This is a genomic window from Marinilabilia sp. (assembly GCF_016278715.1).
GTDB lineage: Bacteria > Bacteroidota > Bacteroidia > Bacteroidales > Marinilabiliaceae > Marinilabilia.
The window spans coordinates 1-17,656 of the sequence record NZ_JADQBH010000253.1 but is presented as its reverse complement, the minus strand read 5'-3'; the positions used below and the strand labels follow the sequence as shown (position 1 = coordinate 17,656).

Annotated in this window: 14 protein-coding genes; 10 read left to right on the top strand and 4 right to left on the bottom strand. The window is 41.9% G+C overall.

Annotation, left to right across the window (positions count from 1 at the left end):
• Window positions 1-3 precede the first annotated feature (3 nt).
• From QZZ43_RS15620 to QZZ43_RS15600, 5 genes are all read left to right on the top strand, one after another.
• Window positions 4-963, top strand: a complete 960-nt coding sequence (locus QZZ43_RS15620) for a 3-hydroxyacyl-CoA dehydrogenase family protein (protein WP_291861344.1) — start codon at window positions 4-6, stop codon at window positions 961-963.
• Between the two features lie 296 nt (window positions 964-1,259).
• Complete coding sequence (locus QZZ43_RS15615) at window positions 1,260-2,477, top strand: acetate/propionate family kinase (protein WP_291861342.1); 1,218 nt, start codon at window positions 1,260-1,262, stop codon at window positions 2,475-2,477.
• 79 nt (window positions 2,478-2,556) lie between these two features.
• A complete protein-coding gene (locus tag QZZ43_RS15610) occupies window positions 2,557-3,456 on the top strand; it encodes a bifunctional enoyl-CoA hydratase/phosphate acetyltransferase (protein ID WP_291861340.1) in 900 nt (299 codons plus the stop codon).
• A gap of 39 nt (window positions 3,457-3,495) precedes the next feature.
• Window positions 3,496-4,572: a butyrate kinase gene (gene buk / locus QZZ43_RS15605; protein WP_291861339.1), complete on the top strand. Its 1,077-nt coding sequence runs from the start codon at window positions 3,496-3,498 to the stop codon at window positions 4,570-4,572.
• Window positions 4,573-4,916: 344 nt separating this feature from the next.
• Window positions 4,917-7,094 carry a trypsin-like peptidase domain-containing protein gene (locus tag QZZ43_RS15600; protein ID WP_291861337.1) on the top strand — a complete coding sequence of 726 codons (2,178 nt, stop codon included), beginning with the start codon at window positions 4,917-4,919 and terminating at the stop codon, window positions 7,092-7,094.
• A gap of 240 nt (window positions 7,095-7,334) precedes the next feature.
• Here the strand turns inward: QZZ43_RS15600 and QZZ43_RS15595 are convergent, their stop codons facing one another.
• From QZZ43_RS15595 to QZZ43_RS15580, 4 genes are all read right to left on the bottom strand, one after another.
• Window positions 7,335-8,342 (bottom strand): DUF4465 domain-containing protein, encoded by a 1,008-nt coding sequence (locus tag QZZ43_RS15595; RefSeq protein WP_291861335.1) that lies wholly within the window; start codon window positions 8,340-8,342, stop codon window positions 7,335-7,337.
• 82 nt (window positions 8,343-8,424) lie between these two features.
• Window positions 8,425-9,855, bottom strand: coding sequence for a thioredoxin-like domain-containing protein (locus tag QZZ43_RS15590; RefSeq protein WP_291861334.1), 1,431 nt, complete (start codon window positions 9,853-9,855; stop codon window positions 8,425-8,427).
• A 208-nt stretch (window positions 9,856-10,063) separates the two neighbouring features.
• Window positions 10,064-11,848 carry an aminopeptidase P family protein gene (locus tag QZZ43_RS15585; protein ID WP_291861332.1) on the bottom strand — a complete coding sequence of 595 codons (1,785 nt, stop codon included), beginning with the start codon at window positions 11,846-11,848 and terminating at the stop codon, window positions 10,064-10,066.
• Between the two features lie 6 nt (window positions 11,849-11,854).
• On the bottom strand, window positions 11,855-12,913 hold the full coding sequence (locus tag QZZ43_RS15580; RefSeq protein ID WP_291861331.1) for a hypothetical protein: 1,059 nt from the start codon (window positions 12,911-12,913) through the stop codon (window positions 11,855-11,857).
• 319 nt (window positions 12,914-13,232) lie between these two features.
• On the opposite strand from QZZ43_RS15580, the gene nikR reads away from it, so the two are divergent.
• The 5 genes from nikR to QZZ43_RS15555 form a co-directional block, all read left to right on the top strand.
• Window positions 13,233-13,634: a nickel-responsive transcriptional regulator NikR gene (gene nikR, locus QZZ43_RS15575; protein ID WP_291861329.1), complete on the top strand. Its 402-nt coding sequence runs from the start codon at window positions 13,233-13,235 to the stop codon at window positions 13,632-13,634.
• A 46-nt stretch (window positions 13,635-13,680) separates the two neighbouring features.
• Window positions 13,681-14,757, top strand: a complete 1,077-nt coding sequence (locus tag QZZ43_RS15570; protein WP_291861327.1) for an ABC transporter substrate-binding protein — start codon at window positions 13,681-13,683, stop codon at window positions 14,755-14,757.
• A complete protein-coding gene (locus QZZ43_RS15565; RefSeq protein ID WP_291861325.1) occupies window positions 14,735-15,811 on the top strand; it encodes an iron ABC transporter permease in 1,077 nt (358 codons plus the stop codon). Before QZZ43_RS15570 ends, QZZ43_RS15565 begins: the two co-directional genes overlap by 23 nt.
• A gap of 4 nt (window positions 15,812-15,815) precedes the next feature.
• Entirely contained in the window at window positions 15,816-16,574 is a 759-nt protein-coding gene (locus tag QZZ43_RS15560; RefSeq protein ID WP_291861323.1) for an ABC transporter ATP-binding protein, read from the top strand.
• 422 nt (window positions 16,575-16,996) lie between these two features.
• Window positions 16,997-17,656: TrmO family methyltransferase (locus QZZ43_RS15555; protein ID WP_291861321.1), on the top strand; the 660-nt coding region annotated here is incomplete at its 3' end.

Here is a 17,656-nt window from a genome sequence, read left to right as displayed (position 1 = left end):
GAAATGGCAGAAATTGTTGTAGAACCTATTGAAAGGTATGCATTAAGTGCAAAAAGACGCGTAAAAACACTTTTTTCCAAAATTGGTGTTGTGGGCTGTGGCAAAGAAGGACAGAATATCGTAAGAATTGCTGCCTGGCACGGGATAGAAGTGGTTTTTATTGAATTGAGTGAGGAAAAGATCCAATTCTCTCTTGAGAATATTGGAAAGGAACTGGACAACCGTATTGAAACATGGGGTTTGACTTCAGGCGAAAAGCGAGCTATTTTGGGCCGCATCAAAGGTTCTCTGGATTTTCAGGATCTCGCAGGATGTGATTTTGTCATTGAAGCGGTCAGGGCGGATGAAAAGACCGGTTTGAGAAGCATCGATGCCCGTAAAGATGTTTTCCATAAAATTGAGCAGGTAGTTGAAAGAGATGCCATCATTGCTACCAATGCCACTACTATTATCATTACGGAACTGGCCAGTGAACTTGAATTTCCGGATCGCTGTGTAAGTCTTCACTTCTTTGTTACTTCGCCGGAAGCACGAATTATTGAGGTGGTAAAAGGTCTTTATACCACCGATGAAGTTTACAATAAGGTTTGCACTTTTGTGAAGCTTATAAACCGGGAGGTGATTCCGGTTGAAGAGTCCGCAGGTTTGGTGAGTATCCGTCTTTTTGTAACTCTGCTCAACGAGGCCTGCGAAGCGCTGATGGAAGGGGTGGCTACAGCGGAAAACATTGACCGAACCATGATTATCGGTATGGGAATGCGCTTCGGGCCTTTTCAAATGGCCGATATTGTGGGACTCAACAAGGTTGAGAAATGGATGGAAAATCTTTATGAAGAGTTTGGTGGCCCTAAATATAAACCATCTCCACTGATAAAACGTTTGGTCCGTGCAAAGCGTCTGGGTGTGCAAACGAACTATGGTTTCTTTAAATACGATTCCGACGGAAACAAGATTGATGGGTAATTTTGTCGGTTGCTCAGGTATTCTCAAAAGCGTATTTGTGAGGATTCAAATACCTTTTGCTGACAATACTGACAAGTATATTTCAAAAAAATCCTTTTCCTGCAAACCAACGAAAAAACTAAATAGTGTCACTAAGAAAACAACCATTCTATATGTTTTTGATAAGAAATTTTCAAAGACAAGGCTTTCGAAGTTTTTAAAACCAGGAAGTTTACATTTCGTAAATGACTGTTTCAAAAATTAGAATAACGCTGGATTTGGCTTTTCTTATAAAGACTTAATAAAAATTTATACCAATGAAGATACTGGTACTCAACTGTGGAAGTTCATCGATTAAATATCAGTTGTTTAATATGGACGATTCCACCTGGGAGGTAATGGCCAAAGGGGGAGTTGAAAAGGTAGGCCTTAAGGGTTCCTTTTTAAAGCACGAAAAAGATACCGGTGAAAAAGTATTACTCGAAGGAGAAATATTGGATCATCAAACCGGGATTGATTACATTCTTGGTGTGCTTAACAGCGAAAGACACGGATGTCTCAGCGATTTGAATGAAATTGATGCCGTAGGACATCGTGTGGTTCATGGAGGAGAAATGTTTAATTCCAGCGTTTTTATCACGGATGAAGTGATTAATAAAATGGAAGACTGTATCGAACTGGCACCTCTGCATAATCCTCCAAACCTGAAAGGGATAGGGGCTATTTCTTCACTCTTACCTGATGTACCTCAGGTTGGTGTTTTTGATACGGCTTTTCATCAGACAATGCCTAAACATGCTTATATGTATGCCTTGCCACAGGCGTTGTACAAGAAATATGGAATTCGCCGTTATGGTTTTCACGGAACCAGCCACCGGTATGTGACTGCCAGGGCTTGTGAAATACTTGGAGTGGATTTCAAAAGTCAGAGAATTATTTCGTGTCACCTGGGTAATGGAGCATCTGTTGCTGCTATTAAAAATGGTGAATCGGTCGATACATCGATGGGGTTTACTCCTATAGAAGGATTGATGATGGGAACGCGCTGCGGTGATTTGGATGTGGGTGCTGTTACTTTTATCATGGACAAAGAAACCATAGGGACTCGTTCTGCTTCAACTCTGTTCAATAAGCACAGTGGCTTATTGGGCATTACCGGAATATCTTCTGATATGAGAGAGGTTGAGGAGGCATCGGAAAAAGGAGATGAAAACGCCCGTCTTGCAATGGAAATGTACGATTACCGCATCAAAAAGTACATAGGTTCCTATGTTGCTGCCATGGGAGGTGTTGATATTCTGATTTTCACCGGTGGTATCGGCGAAAATGGAGATATTACCCGTTCAGGAGTTTGCAAAGGTCTCGAATTCATGGGAATGGAAATCAACGAGTCCAAAAATAAGGGATTGCGCGGAAAGGAAATGGACATCAGTACTTCCGAAAGTAAAGTCCGGGTGATGGTGGTTCCAACAAATGAAGAACTGGTGATTGCCCAGGATACTAAAGAGATTGTGAAAGGTCTTTCCAACAGATAATTTTTTGAAGATAAAAAACAGAGGTCTGAGATATGGAGGCTTCTGTTTTTTTTTTGACTAAAAATTTTAATTCAAGAATATGTTTAAACATCTCTCAGACCTTCGAAAATTGGTGGAACAGGCTGCTTCCCCAAAAAAGATTGTTCTTGCGGTATCGCAGGATAGTTTTTCCCTGAATGCTCTTCATGAAGCCTATCATGCCGGTTTAATAATTCCTATCCTGGTTGGTGACCGTGAGGAGACTTTTCACATCATCAATGAGAAGGGATATGATTTTGAAGGGGTGGAGTTTGTTGATGAAGCAGATCCTGAAAAGTGTGTGGAAATTGCCGTACGGAAAGCAAATAGCGGAGAGGCTGATATCCTCATGAAAGGAAAGGTTCCCACACCTGTTCTTCTGAAAGGTGTGTTGAATAAAGAGTGGGGGTTAAGAACCGGCAGACTGTTGTCGCATCTGGCGTTTTTTGAAGTTCCCACTTATCACAAACTGATAGCGGTGACTGATGTGGCAATGAATATTGCTCCTTCATTGAAAGACAAAATTGCCATTATCGAAAACTCCGTTTCCTACCTCAACGCTTTAGGAATTGAAAAGCCTAAAGTTGCTGTTTTAGGTGCTATTGAGATGGTTAATGAGAGTATGCAGGCTACCACCGATGCCGCTCTTTTGAGCAAAATGAATCAACGCGATCAGATAAAAAACTGTCTTATTGATGGCCCCCTGGCATTCGATAATGCCGTAAGCTTTGAGAGTGCTCATCATAAAAACATTAAGAGCGATGTTGCAGGAGATACTGACTTGCTTTTAATGCCTGATATTGAGGTGGGTAATGTGCTGTACAAGAGTCTGGTGTTTTTTGCCAAAGCCAAAGTGGCATCTGTTATCCTTGGTGCTTCAGTTCCTATTGTACTTACCTCCCGAAGCGACTCCGAAGAGAGCAAGTTTAACAGTATTTTGCTGGCAGCTCTGGCAAAATAACGATTATATTTTACTAACTCTTATAACCAACGTCAAGGCATGGAAAAATTTAAGATCCTCGTTATCAATCCGGGTTCTACATCTACAAAAATTGCTGTTTATGAAAATATTAAGTCAGTTCTGCTGAAGACTCTTCGGCACTCATCCGAAGAGCTTTCCCCCTTCGGCGACATCCCCAGTCAGTATGAATTTCGAAAAAAAGCTGTACTGAATGAACTGATAACTGCCGGTATCAATGTCGACGAAATTAATGCTGTGGTAGGCCGTGGCGGTCTTCTTCGTCCCATCCCATCGGGGGTTTATGAGGTGAATGAATCTATGAAAAACGACCTGATGAACCGGAGCGGTAAGCAGCAACATGCCAGTAATCTTGGGGGACTGATTGCCGATGATATTGCCAAAAGCATTCCTGATGCAAGGGCTTTTATTGCCGATCCGGTGGTCGTTGATGAACTTCACGAGGTTGCCCGTATCACTGGATTGCCTGAATTACCCAGGACATCGGTGTTTCATGCACTAAATCAAAAGGCTGTGGCCCGCAATTATGCCCGTTCGGTCGAGAAAAAATATGAAGAACTCAATCTTATTGTCGCTCATTTAGGTGGGGGAATATCAGTAGGTGCACATTGCAAAGGACAAATTATTGATGTTAATAATGCGCTGGACGGATATGGGCCCTTTTCGCCCGAAAGAGCCGGCACTTTGCCTTCCGGTGCACTGGTGGATATGTGCTTTAGTGGGAAATATTCTCATGATGAAATGCGGAAAAAGGTTACCGGAAATGGCGGTTTAATGGCCCATTTAGGAACCAATCAGGCTCATGAAGTCAGTCAGCGGGTTATTGAGGGAGATAAACATGCAGAACTGGTTTTGCATGCTATGGCATACCAGGTGGCGAAAGCCATCGGCGGATGTGTCAGCGTTTTGCAGGGACAGGTCGATGCTGTACTTATTACCGGAGGAATGGCTCAGAACAACACTGTTTTAAGCTTTATCCGCAAATATACCGACTGGATTGGAAATATTAAAATTTATCCGGGTGAAGATGAAATGTCGGCTTTAGCCATGAACGCACTTGAAGTTCTCCGCGGTGAAAGGGAGGCTAAGGTCTATTGAAATAAGAAAATGATAAAAAAACAGAAAGGTTTTCGTTTGTCAGGACGAAAACCTTTTTTGCATTGTCACCATTTCAATATTCCGCAAAACAAAAGCTTAAACGCGGAGATTCAATGGCGTAAGGTTTTTATTATGATAGAGTTGTGCTCTGTTTGCCAGGTTTTGTAAAAGATTTATTTTCTGCCTTGCGGAAAATCAGCCCGTCCAAGCCCAAAAATCCTGAAATGCTTTATTCCTGAAAAGGATAATTAAACAAGAAAATGCACTTGGTTTAAACCCTGTTGCTTTTTTTTCGTATTATTGATGAACATTAAATGCAGGTACTATTTCGTAAAACAAAAATAATGCTGAGGCAGACTTTATTTTTTATATTTCTGATATTGAACATCTCTGTTTTTGCTCAGGTGGGACACGGAGGAAAACCTTTGTTTAAAAGCGAAGGACAATTGAAGAGAGCGTTTTCTGTAAAGAAAAGCTCAGAAAAAGAAAGAATTTATTTTTCACCCCCCACCTTTGATGAAATACGTATTGATCTAGGGGCCAATAAAAAAGGCCAGGCGTTAACATTTGCCTATCCCCATTTTGTTAGATTGAGCCCTTCTAATTCAGGCGTGACAGATGTGCTTGCAGATGGCCGGTTAATATGGCAGTTGACACTAAATTCGCCTGGGGCCTATTCACTGAATCTGGTATTTGACAAATTCAGAATGGCAGCGGGTGACTCTCTTTTTATTTATGATGCTTCCGGCAGTTATGTGCTCGGGGCTTTTACGGAAGAGACAAACAAAGAATGGGGCGGACTAGCAACTGCTCCAGTACCCGGCGATGAAATAGTGGTGGAATGGCGAGGTTCCGGGCTGTCGGATGAAGACGGAAGTGTTATTGAAATTGGAGCCGTGAACCACGACTTCCTCAATATTTTTAAGATAATGAAAGGGGCAGGCGATTTTGGCAGTAGCGGTAGCTGCCATACCGATTATTCCTGTTTTGAAGACCCGGTAATTGATGATAATGGAAAATCTACCGGCCAGGTTATTGTAAACGGTACGGAGTATTGTACCGGTACATTAATGAACAACACCAATAATGACGGAACGCCCTATATTCTGACAGCTGGTCATTGCCTCGGCGCGTCAGTGGAGTCTCAGGACATTGTTTTTATTATGAATTATGAGGTGCCTGCCTGTCAGGAGAATATTCAGGGAACCCAAATGCAGAGTTTGTCAGGGGCCCAGTTAAGGGCCTTTGCCGATCAGCTGGACTTCGCCCTGTTGGAGATGACTGAAATGCCGCCGGCCTGGTATCGCCCTCTTTATTCAGGCTGGGATTTGAATCAATCGCCGACCACTGGTGTTCATACCGTTCATCATCCTAATGGTGACGTTAAAAAGGTGGCAATAGATAATGAGCCGCCTGTGGCAACCAGTTTTAATGCCAGTTCGCCCCTTGGGAATTCTTTCTTGTCTGACGCCCACTGGAGAGTGGCACGATGGGAGGACGGATCAACAGAAGCAGGTTCTTCGGGTGCCGGTTTGTTTTTGGCAGATGGTAAATTTATTGGACATTTATCGGGAGGGGCAGCAACGTGTGGGAATCCCGTGAACGATTATTTCGCGCGTTTAAACAGGATGTGGAATAATTATCCGGAAGACACTGCCAGAGTGGATTTGTGGCTCAATCCTTCAGGAGACGGAAGAATGCAGTTGGATAGTTATGACCCTTTTAATGGAGCCATTGTGCGATTGTCTCATTTTACAAATGAAATGACTCCGGTGATAAAAACCATACCCGGGGGAACCGGTGCCTGGACAGGTATTAACAGCGAAGGTATTTACTCTGTGGCAGAACAATTCAGCGAAGTATCTTCTGCCATAATATACGGTGTTTTTCTGATGCCCGGATTGAATGAAACATTGGGTGACGGACAGCTGGACATAAAAATTTGGTCGGGAATTGAAGAACCTGCTTTCCAGATAGCAGCGAAGCGTGTTTTAATCAATGACAGCATCAATAAGGAGTTTTTAGTGATGTTTGACAAGCCGATTACCGTATCGGGGCCATTTTTTGTAGGTTATGATTTAGATGATACTCCCACAGTGGATAAATGGGCTGTTTATCAGGCTTCCTCAATTGAGAGTAGCAACACGCTTATGCTGAAGACACTAAACGGCTGGGAAGATTATGATGTAATTAGTGGCGATGTGCCTTCACTGGCATGGATCGACCTGCTTGTGGGAGATGTAACTTATACCGATTCTACATCTGTTGAACTACCCTCCGAAAATTTCATAGTTGTACCCAACCCGGTTGTTCAGGACTTAACAATTTATCACCCGGAGGATGGTGCAGGAACGATTACCATCTATAACTTGAACGGACAGCCGGTTTATGAACGCAATGTTCTTATTTTCAATAACCGGTGCAAGCTTTCAGCGGTTGCTAACTTATTGCCGGCAGGGACATTTCTTATCCAACTGGATATGAGTGGGAAAAAGTCTGTCCGGAAATTAATGGTTAGGTGAATGGTTTTATACCACATAAGAACCATCAGGAAGAAAGAGATGAAACTTTACTTCATTTCTAATTATTGCCGGCAAGAAAACTAAGGAATTTATAGTCTTTGATAAGAAAGCGCCAAATAGATTGCATTTGAAGTTTTTTAAACAAGGAGTTTGCCTTTTGTACCTGAATGTTTCAAAAACGAGAACAACGTGCTACATTGAGCTTGTCGAAAGGCAGTAGTTGGTGTTTACTTGCAAAGACTAATTGAGCACCTTAATGTTGTCGATACAAAACGTTTCCGGCGTAATCATCTCTCCCGATTCGTTTGTTTTGTTAGATGATAAAGAAAACTGAAGTTGGTTGACCGCTCCAAGGCTGGTCAGGTCAACACTTGTCCAGGAGTCCACTATGTAATCACGTTTTTTGTTGTCGAACCGGTAATCGGCCAGGAAAAAGTCCTGACGGTTCACTATAGTGCCGGACGCATCAATTCCGGTAATGGTGACCTTGAACCAATCCGGGTCGGTACTGACAGGGTAGCCCATTCGTTGGAAGCTCTCATTTCCATGTTTCAGGAGAAAAACACCAAAAGTGGTATTGTTGATTTCGATCGATTTCAGCCGATGGTTTTGGCCATCTTCAAAGGTGATGGAAGGCAAGGGTTGGTTCGATCCATTGGGATGTCTGACCACCGAAAAAACATTATTCGATGAGGAAGGATTGTACACGCTGTTTTGAGGAATTGTTTCTTCGGTTTGAATATTACTCTGGATGTTGCTCAATCCAAACCCGCTCCAGGTACTGTCAGCATTCAATTGTGTGGTGAAGAATATCTCTTTGTATGAAAACCCGGTTTCATCTACCGCTCCAATCCAGGAACTGTCGTTTTTAAAGTTTTCCGGAAAAAGATCTGAAAAATCAGCCATGATAATTACATCAACCGGAATCGTAATAGAATCAGACCCATAAGGGGTGGTGGCGCTAAAGAAGTACTCCATTCGGCCCAACTGGGTGGCAGTATCTTTCAAAATCTGGGTGTTGTTCTCAAGCCGTTCATTGTTCTTTCTCCATTCGTAACGCGCATCTACATTGTAAGTGATCTTCGGCTCAAGGGTGATCGTATCTCCAATACTCATTTCAATTTCAGCATCCTGATTTGCCAGATAAATTTCCGGAGAGGGTATTTGCTTGACTTCCTCTTCGCAGGCAAAAAACAGAGCTGAAACTGCCAAGAAAACAAGGAATAGAAATCGGTGTCTGTATTGCATTTGATTAATAGTTTGCTAATAATACCTTTGATCTGCCAATTTAAAGGATTCGGTTTAACTTCTAACCTCAAAAATCCAGCTGCTACTCTTCCAACGATTGAATATAACGGTCAATAAAACCCGGCAGGTCTTCAATTGAAATTCGTTTACCGATGATTTTTTTGTCCTCGCCCAAAACAAAAACCGTGGGGGTACTCCGGATATCATAATTTTCTCTAAAACCTGACTGTCTGTAGGGATCCCACACATTAATAAAGTCGTAAAGACCATGGTCCTCAATAAATTCACCCCATTCGGGTTGGTCTCCCTGGGTGTAAACAGCAAATACTTTCACTCCTTTGTTCTGAAGTTGTTCCTGGTAAATTTCATGTAGTTGGGGAATCGCTTTTTTGCAATGACCACAATCAGTTTCCCAGAAGACTAAAATGGTAACGGGTGCAACAATTTCATGGAGGCGGTGATACTCACCTGTATATGCCTGCATTTTCAGGTCATGCGACAGGTTTCCGATCAGGGTTGGCTTGAGTTCTTTTACCCTTGTTTCAAGTTTTTCGAGAAATTCTTCATCTGCCCAATCTGCCTCACCGGAGAGGTAATACTTCTCAGCAAGTCCAACCATCATTTTATCCATACCCATGTACTCACTGTTGTTGGCATAGTTGAAAAGATAAGATACCAGGAAATTAAACATTTCAGGAGCAGGACGGGCCTGTTCAATGATTTTGATACTTTCAGCCAATAAGGTATCCGGATTTTGTGGTACAACGGAAGAAAAGTATTGCTCAATCTTTTTTGCAAAGTACGGGGTTCTTAGTAGTCGTTTATCATTAAGTGGCAGGTTGTCGAAATAGTGATTCCTGTAATAGTAGAATCGCTTAATTCGTTGTAGCGAATCCTTATTTTGCACATTCTCATCTATGTCGAACTGCGGAACCTCAATTTCCTGCATTCCTTTAATAAATAGACCCAGCATGGATTCTGAATTCTCACTTATAAGTTTTTCCCATTCGTTTTGAACCTGATTATTAATATCGTTCAATTGTCCTTTAAGCGCTTCAGCTTCCTGAGAATTTGGGTCTTTCGTCTGAAGTGCTTCCTGCAAGGTTTTGGCCTGTTCCTGTCTGGAGCTGATAAAGCGCTGATAGTCATTAAATTTCTTCGTCTGTTCTGCGCCTTCGATCTCAAGTGATTTAACCATATCGGTCGTATCGGCGGTCAGACTAAAATGTTGGTCTGCATCAATAAGGAGGTCGAAATATCTCTGATTGGGCAAATAGACTACGTAAAGTCCTTGCGGTAAAGACTCTGTATCTTCAAAAATCGCAGTGCCGTTACCGTCAATAAAGCTGGTATCCTGCACATGAATGCTCTGGTTGTAGTAATAACCAAGTATGAGTGTTGTGTCCCTTAATGCGGGGATGTTTACTTCGATTTTATGGCCGCTGTCTTCCGGCTGTTGTGCCTGGCCAATTGTGAAAACAAATAAGAGGATAAGAACGGTGAGGTTCTTCATAATAGTTGATTTTTATTTTTGTTGTACTTCTGAATTTTAAACTCATAACAACGCGGCATGGATTATTTACCCATGCCGCGGAAAACATATTTTTTGCAACCGAATTAGAAAACTATAGTCCGTTTTACAAAGTTTTCCAGGTAAGATATAGATTGTCAGGTCTATATGATTCCTCTATGCTTTGACTTCTACTATTTAAACGAACAATTTAGCTAACCGGAGCTGTTTTTTCCTTCAACCAGGCTTGAACATCTTTATCTAAAAGAGGAGCCAGTTTTTCAAACACTCTTGTGTGATAATTGTTTAGCCACTCCGTTTCTTCAGCAGAAAGCATATCTTCCGACACAAGGGATAAATCAATGGGGCAAAGAGTCAGTGTTTCAAAATCAAAAAATGTGCCGAAATCCGATTCGCCGGCTTCCCGGGTGAGAATAAGGTTTTCAATTCTGATACCATATTCCATAGTTCGATATACCCCCGGTTCATTTGAAGTTATCATTCCGGGTTGAATTGCAATACCGTTGTCCTGCGAACGAATGCTCTGAGGTCCTTCGTGTACATTCAGGAAAAACCCGATGCCATGGCCTGTTCCATGACCATAATTGAGCCGTGCTTCCCAAAGTGGACGACGGGCAAAAGCATCCAGATGAACCCCTCGGGTTCCTTTTGGAAACACAGCCTTTGCCAGTGCAATATGTCCCTTCAAAACCAGTGTGTAGTCTTTTTTCACCTGCTGCGGTACGGGGCCAAGGGCTATAGTTCGGGTGATATCTGTTGTTCCTGTGGGATATTGTCCCCCCGAATCGACCAGATAAATACCCTTGGATTCCAGCTTAACATCTGATTCTGGTGTAACATGATAATGAACAATGGCTCCGTGTGCTGCATATCCAGAAATGGTACTGAACGATTCGCCCTGAAATTCAGGGTTCTCTGCACGGATTTGGGAGAGCTTTTTTGAAGCTGACAATTCTGTCACCTTGCCGGAAGGAACTTCCTCTTCGAGCCATTTTAGAAATTTCACCATCGCCACGCCATCCTGAACCATGGTTTGCCGGATGTTTTCTATCTCGGTTGCCGTTTTAATGGCTTTAAGTTGCGTAACAAGCCCCGTTCCTTCGATTTTTGGAATAGAGTGGGGAATAGACTCAAAAAGTGCCCAGTTGTTTCTGTTGGGGTCTATATAAACCACTGCATGATCGGGTAGGTCATTTAAGTGATTGTAAATGTGTTGGTAAAGGTTGATTCTGATGTTTTCATTGGACAATTTTTTGCCAATGACAGAGGTCAGTTTGTTGGGATTGATAAACAACGATACATAATCCTGTGAAATAATTAAAAAGGCATGAAAAACAGGATTGTAGGATATGTCATCGCCGCGAAGGTTCATGAGCCATGCAATCTCGTCCAGCGCACCGGTTACATAATGGGTGCTCTCTTTTGCTTTCAAAAGTTGACGTACCAGCTCAATTTTCTCTTTTCTTGTTCTTCCGCTGTATTTATCCAGGTGTTCCTTTACGGGCGTGTCGGGGATGGCGGGTCTGGTTTCCCATACATCTTCGGCAAATGTGTATTTTGTTTCAAGCTGAATTTGTTTTTGACGTAAAGCACGTCCCATCGATCTCACCTTTTCAACCGGGAAACATGTGGCGTTAATGGCCACTTTACTACCGGGAGACAAGTTTGCAGATATCCAGTCAATGTAGTCCGGAACGTCAGGCAATCCTTCTTTAATCAGTTTTACGCCGGTTCCTTCCAGTTCCTCATCGGCCTGCAAATAGTAGCGGGAGTCAGTCCACAAACATGCATAATCAACTCCAACAACCAGTGTTCCTGCCGAGCCTGTGAATCCACAAAGATAATCTCTTATTTTCCAGTGGTCTGCAAGATATTCGCTGATATGAGCATCACTGCCGGGGACAATGCATACATCAATTCCGTTTGCGGCCATCTTGGTGCGCAGATTCTGAATTCGATCTGAGTAGTCTGACATAATGTTTTATTTCTGTGTTTTTATATTGATGCCTGCATTCTTGTTGAAAAGAATGAGGGTCGCCATTTCTTCTTTGCGGTTGGTGTATTCGCCTGAGAAGGATATCTTATTTAGGTCGCTGATGATTTTAAAATGACTATCCTTGTCATGTCTGAAATTTCCGTCGGTGACTTCACCCTGCAGAGTGTATGATAGCTCAGGTGAGATATTGATGTTTGCAGGGGCGTTTTTATTAAAAACGGAAAACTCATTTGTTTGTTCCGACAAAGAAGTAATTAATAATCCGTTGGAAATCTCAAATTTCCCATTTTTCATTATCTCATCGATGGAAACAAAACAGAACTGCCCAGTGAGGTTAACATCCTTCACTTCGTCAACGTTAATTCGTGCCGTTTCATTGGAGAAATCCAAAATACCGGCTTTCCCGATGTCAATTTGACAATACTTTCCGAATATGGAAGCAGTCTCCACATTTTCAATTTTTAATCCGGAATTATAGAGCTCTGTTTTTGTAAAGTTGATACTTTTAAAATTTGCCTCACCAAAAGATATTTTGGAAACTACCGTGTCCACTCTCTGTAGTCCGGTCTGTGTTACGTTGCCGTATTCGGAATTAATTTCCAGTTTGCCCGTGATGTCCGATATGGTTATGTTTCCAAAACGATTATCAATCTTTACTTGCTTATCGGCAGGCATAAAGATTTCGTAATTAATGCGGAATGGGTGAGCTGAATGGAACTCTTCCTCAAAAGCTGTCCGCATATAAGCCATTCCATTCAGTTTTGTGATGCTGATGCTTAGGCGCTCAAACACTTCATCGGCCATTTCTCTGTGTGTGGCCGTTACCGACATTTCTATTTTTACCTGAATGGTATCTTTCATCCATGCCGTAACAACAATATCTCCATGTTGGTTGTGGATTTCAATTCCTTTAAAATCCTTAGCTAAATGGATGTTTTTTTCATCCCTGCTGAATGTATGCAGATTATCCTGCTCCTGGGCCTGGAGCTCAACAACACCTATAAGTATTCCCAGGAAGATGGTTATGAATGACAGATTTTGCATTTCTATTTATTTACGATGGTCGGTGTTAAATAGTTTTACGGGTCTCTGATTTTTTCCTGTAATCACGAGCGCCTTTTTGACAGGGCCGTTTTTGCAAATTCTTTGATTCTGCTAAGTTAGTGAAAAAGCAATGAATCGGGAAATGACAATTTTTGTCAGGCATTTTTATTTTTTCTTTCTTGGGGAAGCGTCTTGTTATTAAGAGTTCATTATCTGTGCCTTGTTGAGTTTTTCTGTTGGTTAATCAACTTCTGTTTTTTCTGGATGGAAAAGAAATTCTTACATTTGTGGTAACACCAAATAATTAAAACATAACACCATGTCGGTAGTTCGTTTTGGGGTTTCCCTTGAGAAAAATTTACTGGATGAGTTAGATGATTTTGTGAAAGACAACTTTCTGACCAACCGTTCGCAAGGAATAAGGCACTTGATAAACAATTATCTTGTCGAAAAAAAGTGGCAGTGCAATAATGTTGTTTCAGGTTCCATAACATTGGTTTACAATGGTCATAAAAATGATTTATTGATAAAACTGACAGCCATACAGAATGAATACCACGAGATAATTCTCTCTTCGCAGCATTTTCATATTTCGGAGGAGGAGTGTTTGGAAATAATTGCCGTCAGGGGAAAATCCAGAGAACTGACTAAATTGGCTGATAAACTCAGGGCATTGAAAGGAATCAGTCATGGCAAACTGGCTATGACTATTGCCGGGTGAAGTATTTAAGAAAAGTCATGATGTTCAAAAAAATGCGGAGTTATCAATGAGTGTAGCTATTAAGAATTGTATAATTCTTTTTTTGTTGTTTCTGTTAACATCAGCATGTAATATATTGGGCAATAAAAAAGCTGAGGCCGGTAGAGAAATAACTGATATGTACGGACGCACCGTAATAGTTCCTGAGAAAGTGGAACGCATTGTTGGGGTCGGCCCCGGAGCTTTGCGTCTGTTGGTTTATATGGACTTGTCGAACATGGTTTCGGGCGTTGAGGATATTGAATTTCGTCCCGGAAGACCGTATGCTTTTGCGCGTCCCAGGCTTTTGGAAAAGGCCGTTATCGGACCATACATGGGCGGGGATAGTGAGCTGACCGCCGTTAACAATCCTGATGTTATTTTCATGGCTTTTTCATCCGTGACTGAAGCGAATGAACTGGAGGAGAAAACAGGAATTCCTGTGGTTGGGTTAAATAGTGGAAATCTCAGAAATGCCCGGGACACATTTTATAGTGCTTTATCATTGATTGGACGGATAATAGGGAAACAGAAGCGTGCTGATTCTCTGAAAGCATTTATTGAAAATGAAATTGGAGAACTTTACACCCGGACACCGGATGATGCAAAATCTATTCGAGCATATATTGGAGGTGTTTCTTACCGGGGAGCTCAGGGGATCGCTTCCACGCAGGCTTATTTTAGCCCATTTGATTTTTTGCATGTTTCAAATGTTGCAAGGAGCCTTGAAAACATTGAGCCGGTTCATCCTACAGCTAGATATGTGGATGTTGAACAGATCATTGCATGGAATCCGGATTATCTCTTTCTGGATGCCGCAGGATTGGAACAGGTTTTACCAACTATTGCCCCGGATAGTCCGTTAAGGAAAACAATTGGTGCTTTTAATAAAGGACGTGTTTATTCCCTGATGCCCCACAATTTTTATGCAACCAATTTTGAGACGGTGCTGATTAACAGTTGGTTTGCGGGTAAAGTAATCTTTCCCGATGCTTTTGAGGATGTGGACTTTGAGAAAAAAGCACGGGACATATATCAGTTTATGCTTGGTAGCGACGTTTTTGACCAAATGAAAGAGATGTATGAAGGATGGCAGCAGTATTGAATTGAGACGCCAATTAAGGAATCACCGTTACCGGAGGACCCTCTTTCTCATATTGTCTGTTCTGAGTCTATTGATTTTGATGGTTTGGGGAATTTCCATGGGCAGCTCCTTATTATCCCTTGCTGATGTAGGAGATACCCTGACGGGGGGCGGCAGCGAAATTGTAAAGCAGGTGGTGTTTCAGATACGAATGCCCCGAGTTTTGGCAGCTTTTGCTACAGGAGCAGCATTGTCGGTTTCGGGTGCGGTGATTCAAACGGTGATTCGAAATCCCCTGGGTTCTCCATTTACTTTAGGACTAAGTGCTGCATCGGCTTTCGGGGCAGCTTTTGCCATTGTAGTATTGGGAGCCGTGGGAGCCGGTGCGTCGGCCCGTTTCGGGAATCTTGCCCAAATGCCATGGGTAATTACTTTGTCTGCTTTTCTCTTTGGACTTATTTGTGCTTTACTTATTACTGGTTTTGCCCGCTGGCGTGGAGCTACTCCGGAGATTTTGGTGATGGCCGGAATAATTCTCACTTCTCTTTTTCAGTCGGGCACATCCCTGCTTCAGTACATTTCAACTGATGTTGAACTGGCATCCGTGATTAGCTGGATGTTTGGTGATATGGCGAAGGCTACCTGGGATAAGGTTGTAATTCAGTTTGTTGTGCTGGTTCCTGCTGTTTTATATTTTGTTTTGAACGCCTTTAGTTTTAATGCATTGAGTACTGGTGATGAAGTGGCAAAAAGCCTGGGAGTCAATGTAGAACGGTTGCGCCTGTTTGCAGTAGTGGTAGCATCATTATGTGCTGCAGTTGCAACAGCATTTTTTGGAATTATCGCATTTGTGGGCTTAGTAGTACCTCACGTTACACGCTGGCTGGTAGGGTACAACGACAGAATTGTTCTTGTAGGTTCGGTAGTTTTGGGAGGTGCCTTTTTGTTACTTGCTGATATTATTTCCCGTACAATTATGGCCCCTGTGGTAATTCCGGTGGGCATTGTGACTTCTTTTGTCGGGGCGCCTTTCTTTTTGTTTTTAATTATCCGGAAAGTCAGAAAAAGCAGATGAATGTATGGATATTGATGTAAAAAATGTGTCATTTGGATATTCGCGTGAAAGAATACTGAAACAACTCGAATGCAGTTTTAAGAGCGGATTTTTTTATGCTGTAATTGGTCCCAACGGAAGTGGAAAAAGTACGTTTATCCGACTTCTTAATCGTTTGTTGAAGCCTGACGATGGAGAGATAGAACTGAATGGACAAGCTTTGAATACTTTCACAAGACGGTTTCTTGCACGTCATATCGGTTATGTTCCTCAGGTAGGTGGCAGTTCTGCTATGGCTACGGTTTTTGATACTGTTTTGTTAGGGCGCAAACCACATCTTAACTGGGCGCCGGGAAAGGAAGACATCCGGAAAACGGAAAAGATCATCCGGGAGTTTTCACTTGAGAATCTGGCACTGAGGCTGACAAGTGAACTTAGCGGAGGAGAATTGCAACGGGTTCATATTGCTCGTGCTCTTGTGCAGGACCCCGATGTTCTAATTTTGGATGAACCAACTTCCAGTTTGGATTTAAGTCACCAAATTGAGGTAATGAAGGTTTTAAAGGATATCTCCGTTAAAGGAATAACTGTCATTGTGGCAATTCATGATTTGAATCTGGCTTTGCGTTACGCCGATCGGTTTTTGTTGCTTAAAAATGGGGAAATTATTACCATGGGGGATGAACGTGTGATCTCGGAACAAAACCTCAAAACGCTTTACGATGTGGATGTACAGAAAATAAATAATGGAGGGCAGAGTTATATTCTTCCCACGCTTGGATAAAGATATCGGGTAGTAGTTTTAAAATGGTCAACTTTAATTGCCAGTTATTTAATACAACATTTCAATAGTAACCGGTGGAACTTCTTTTGAAAAACATTTGCTTCGCTTTGCACGCAATGAACCTTTCAAAAGGTTTTAAGCAGGGTGGAGAGGGGTTGATTTTAGTCCTTGCTGAAAATTACCCCCCTCCAAGCCCCAAAATTCAGCAATGTTGTCATTGTAAACGCAGTGAAGCAATCTTAATCTATTAATTAGATACCAATGAAAATCTTCATTGTTGTTGTTTTAAAAAATTGATAATGAAGCGTATATGGCTGGCATTTTTTCATGAGGTATATGATGGTTGTTTGAATTATCTAACATCTGAAAAATCAAGAAATACATTTTAATCTCTAATTGAAAAATAACTAAAAACTTATTCCATGAATTTTTTCGCCTCCATCGCACTGGTAAAAAATGAATTAAAGGAAAAGCATTTTGTGAAAAATGCAGTAGATGTTATCTCTGAAATTGTTGTGGATGAGCTCTTTGTTGATGGATTGCTTCACATTGAGGAACAAAATTTTATTGATGTGGTTTTTTCTTTTCATCAATCGGATGATTACAGTTTAATTACGCGAATCTTTAACGGTGAAATTAGGGGGGTGTTTGCTTCACGAAGTCCAAACAGACCCAATGGGATAGGAGTTACTACCGTTCGGTTGCTCGAACGCAGAGGCAATACATTGATTGTATCCGGGCTGGATGCTCTTGATGGTACTCCGATACTGGATTTAAAACCTGCTGACTTCTCTTTCTACAGAAACCTTGAAAGTATAAAAGACTCAACGCTTTCCAGTCCGCGTATTAATATTGAAAAACATATTTCCAGGGGAGAAGTAAGGGAATTATTGCAGCAGGCCGGTCAGATTCATGGTCATTATTGCCCCGGGCTGGCAATGGGGGTTATAGGCACTATGCATGTGATGGAATTGATGCGGCAGGCATCGGATGGTATGGAAGACTTGCTGGCGATTGTGGAAACCAACAACTGCTTTTCGGATGGGGTACAGTTTGTAAGTGGTTGCACTTTTGGCAATAAT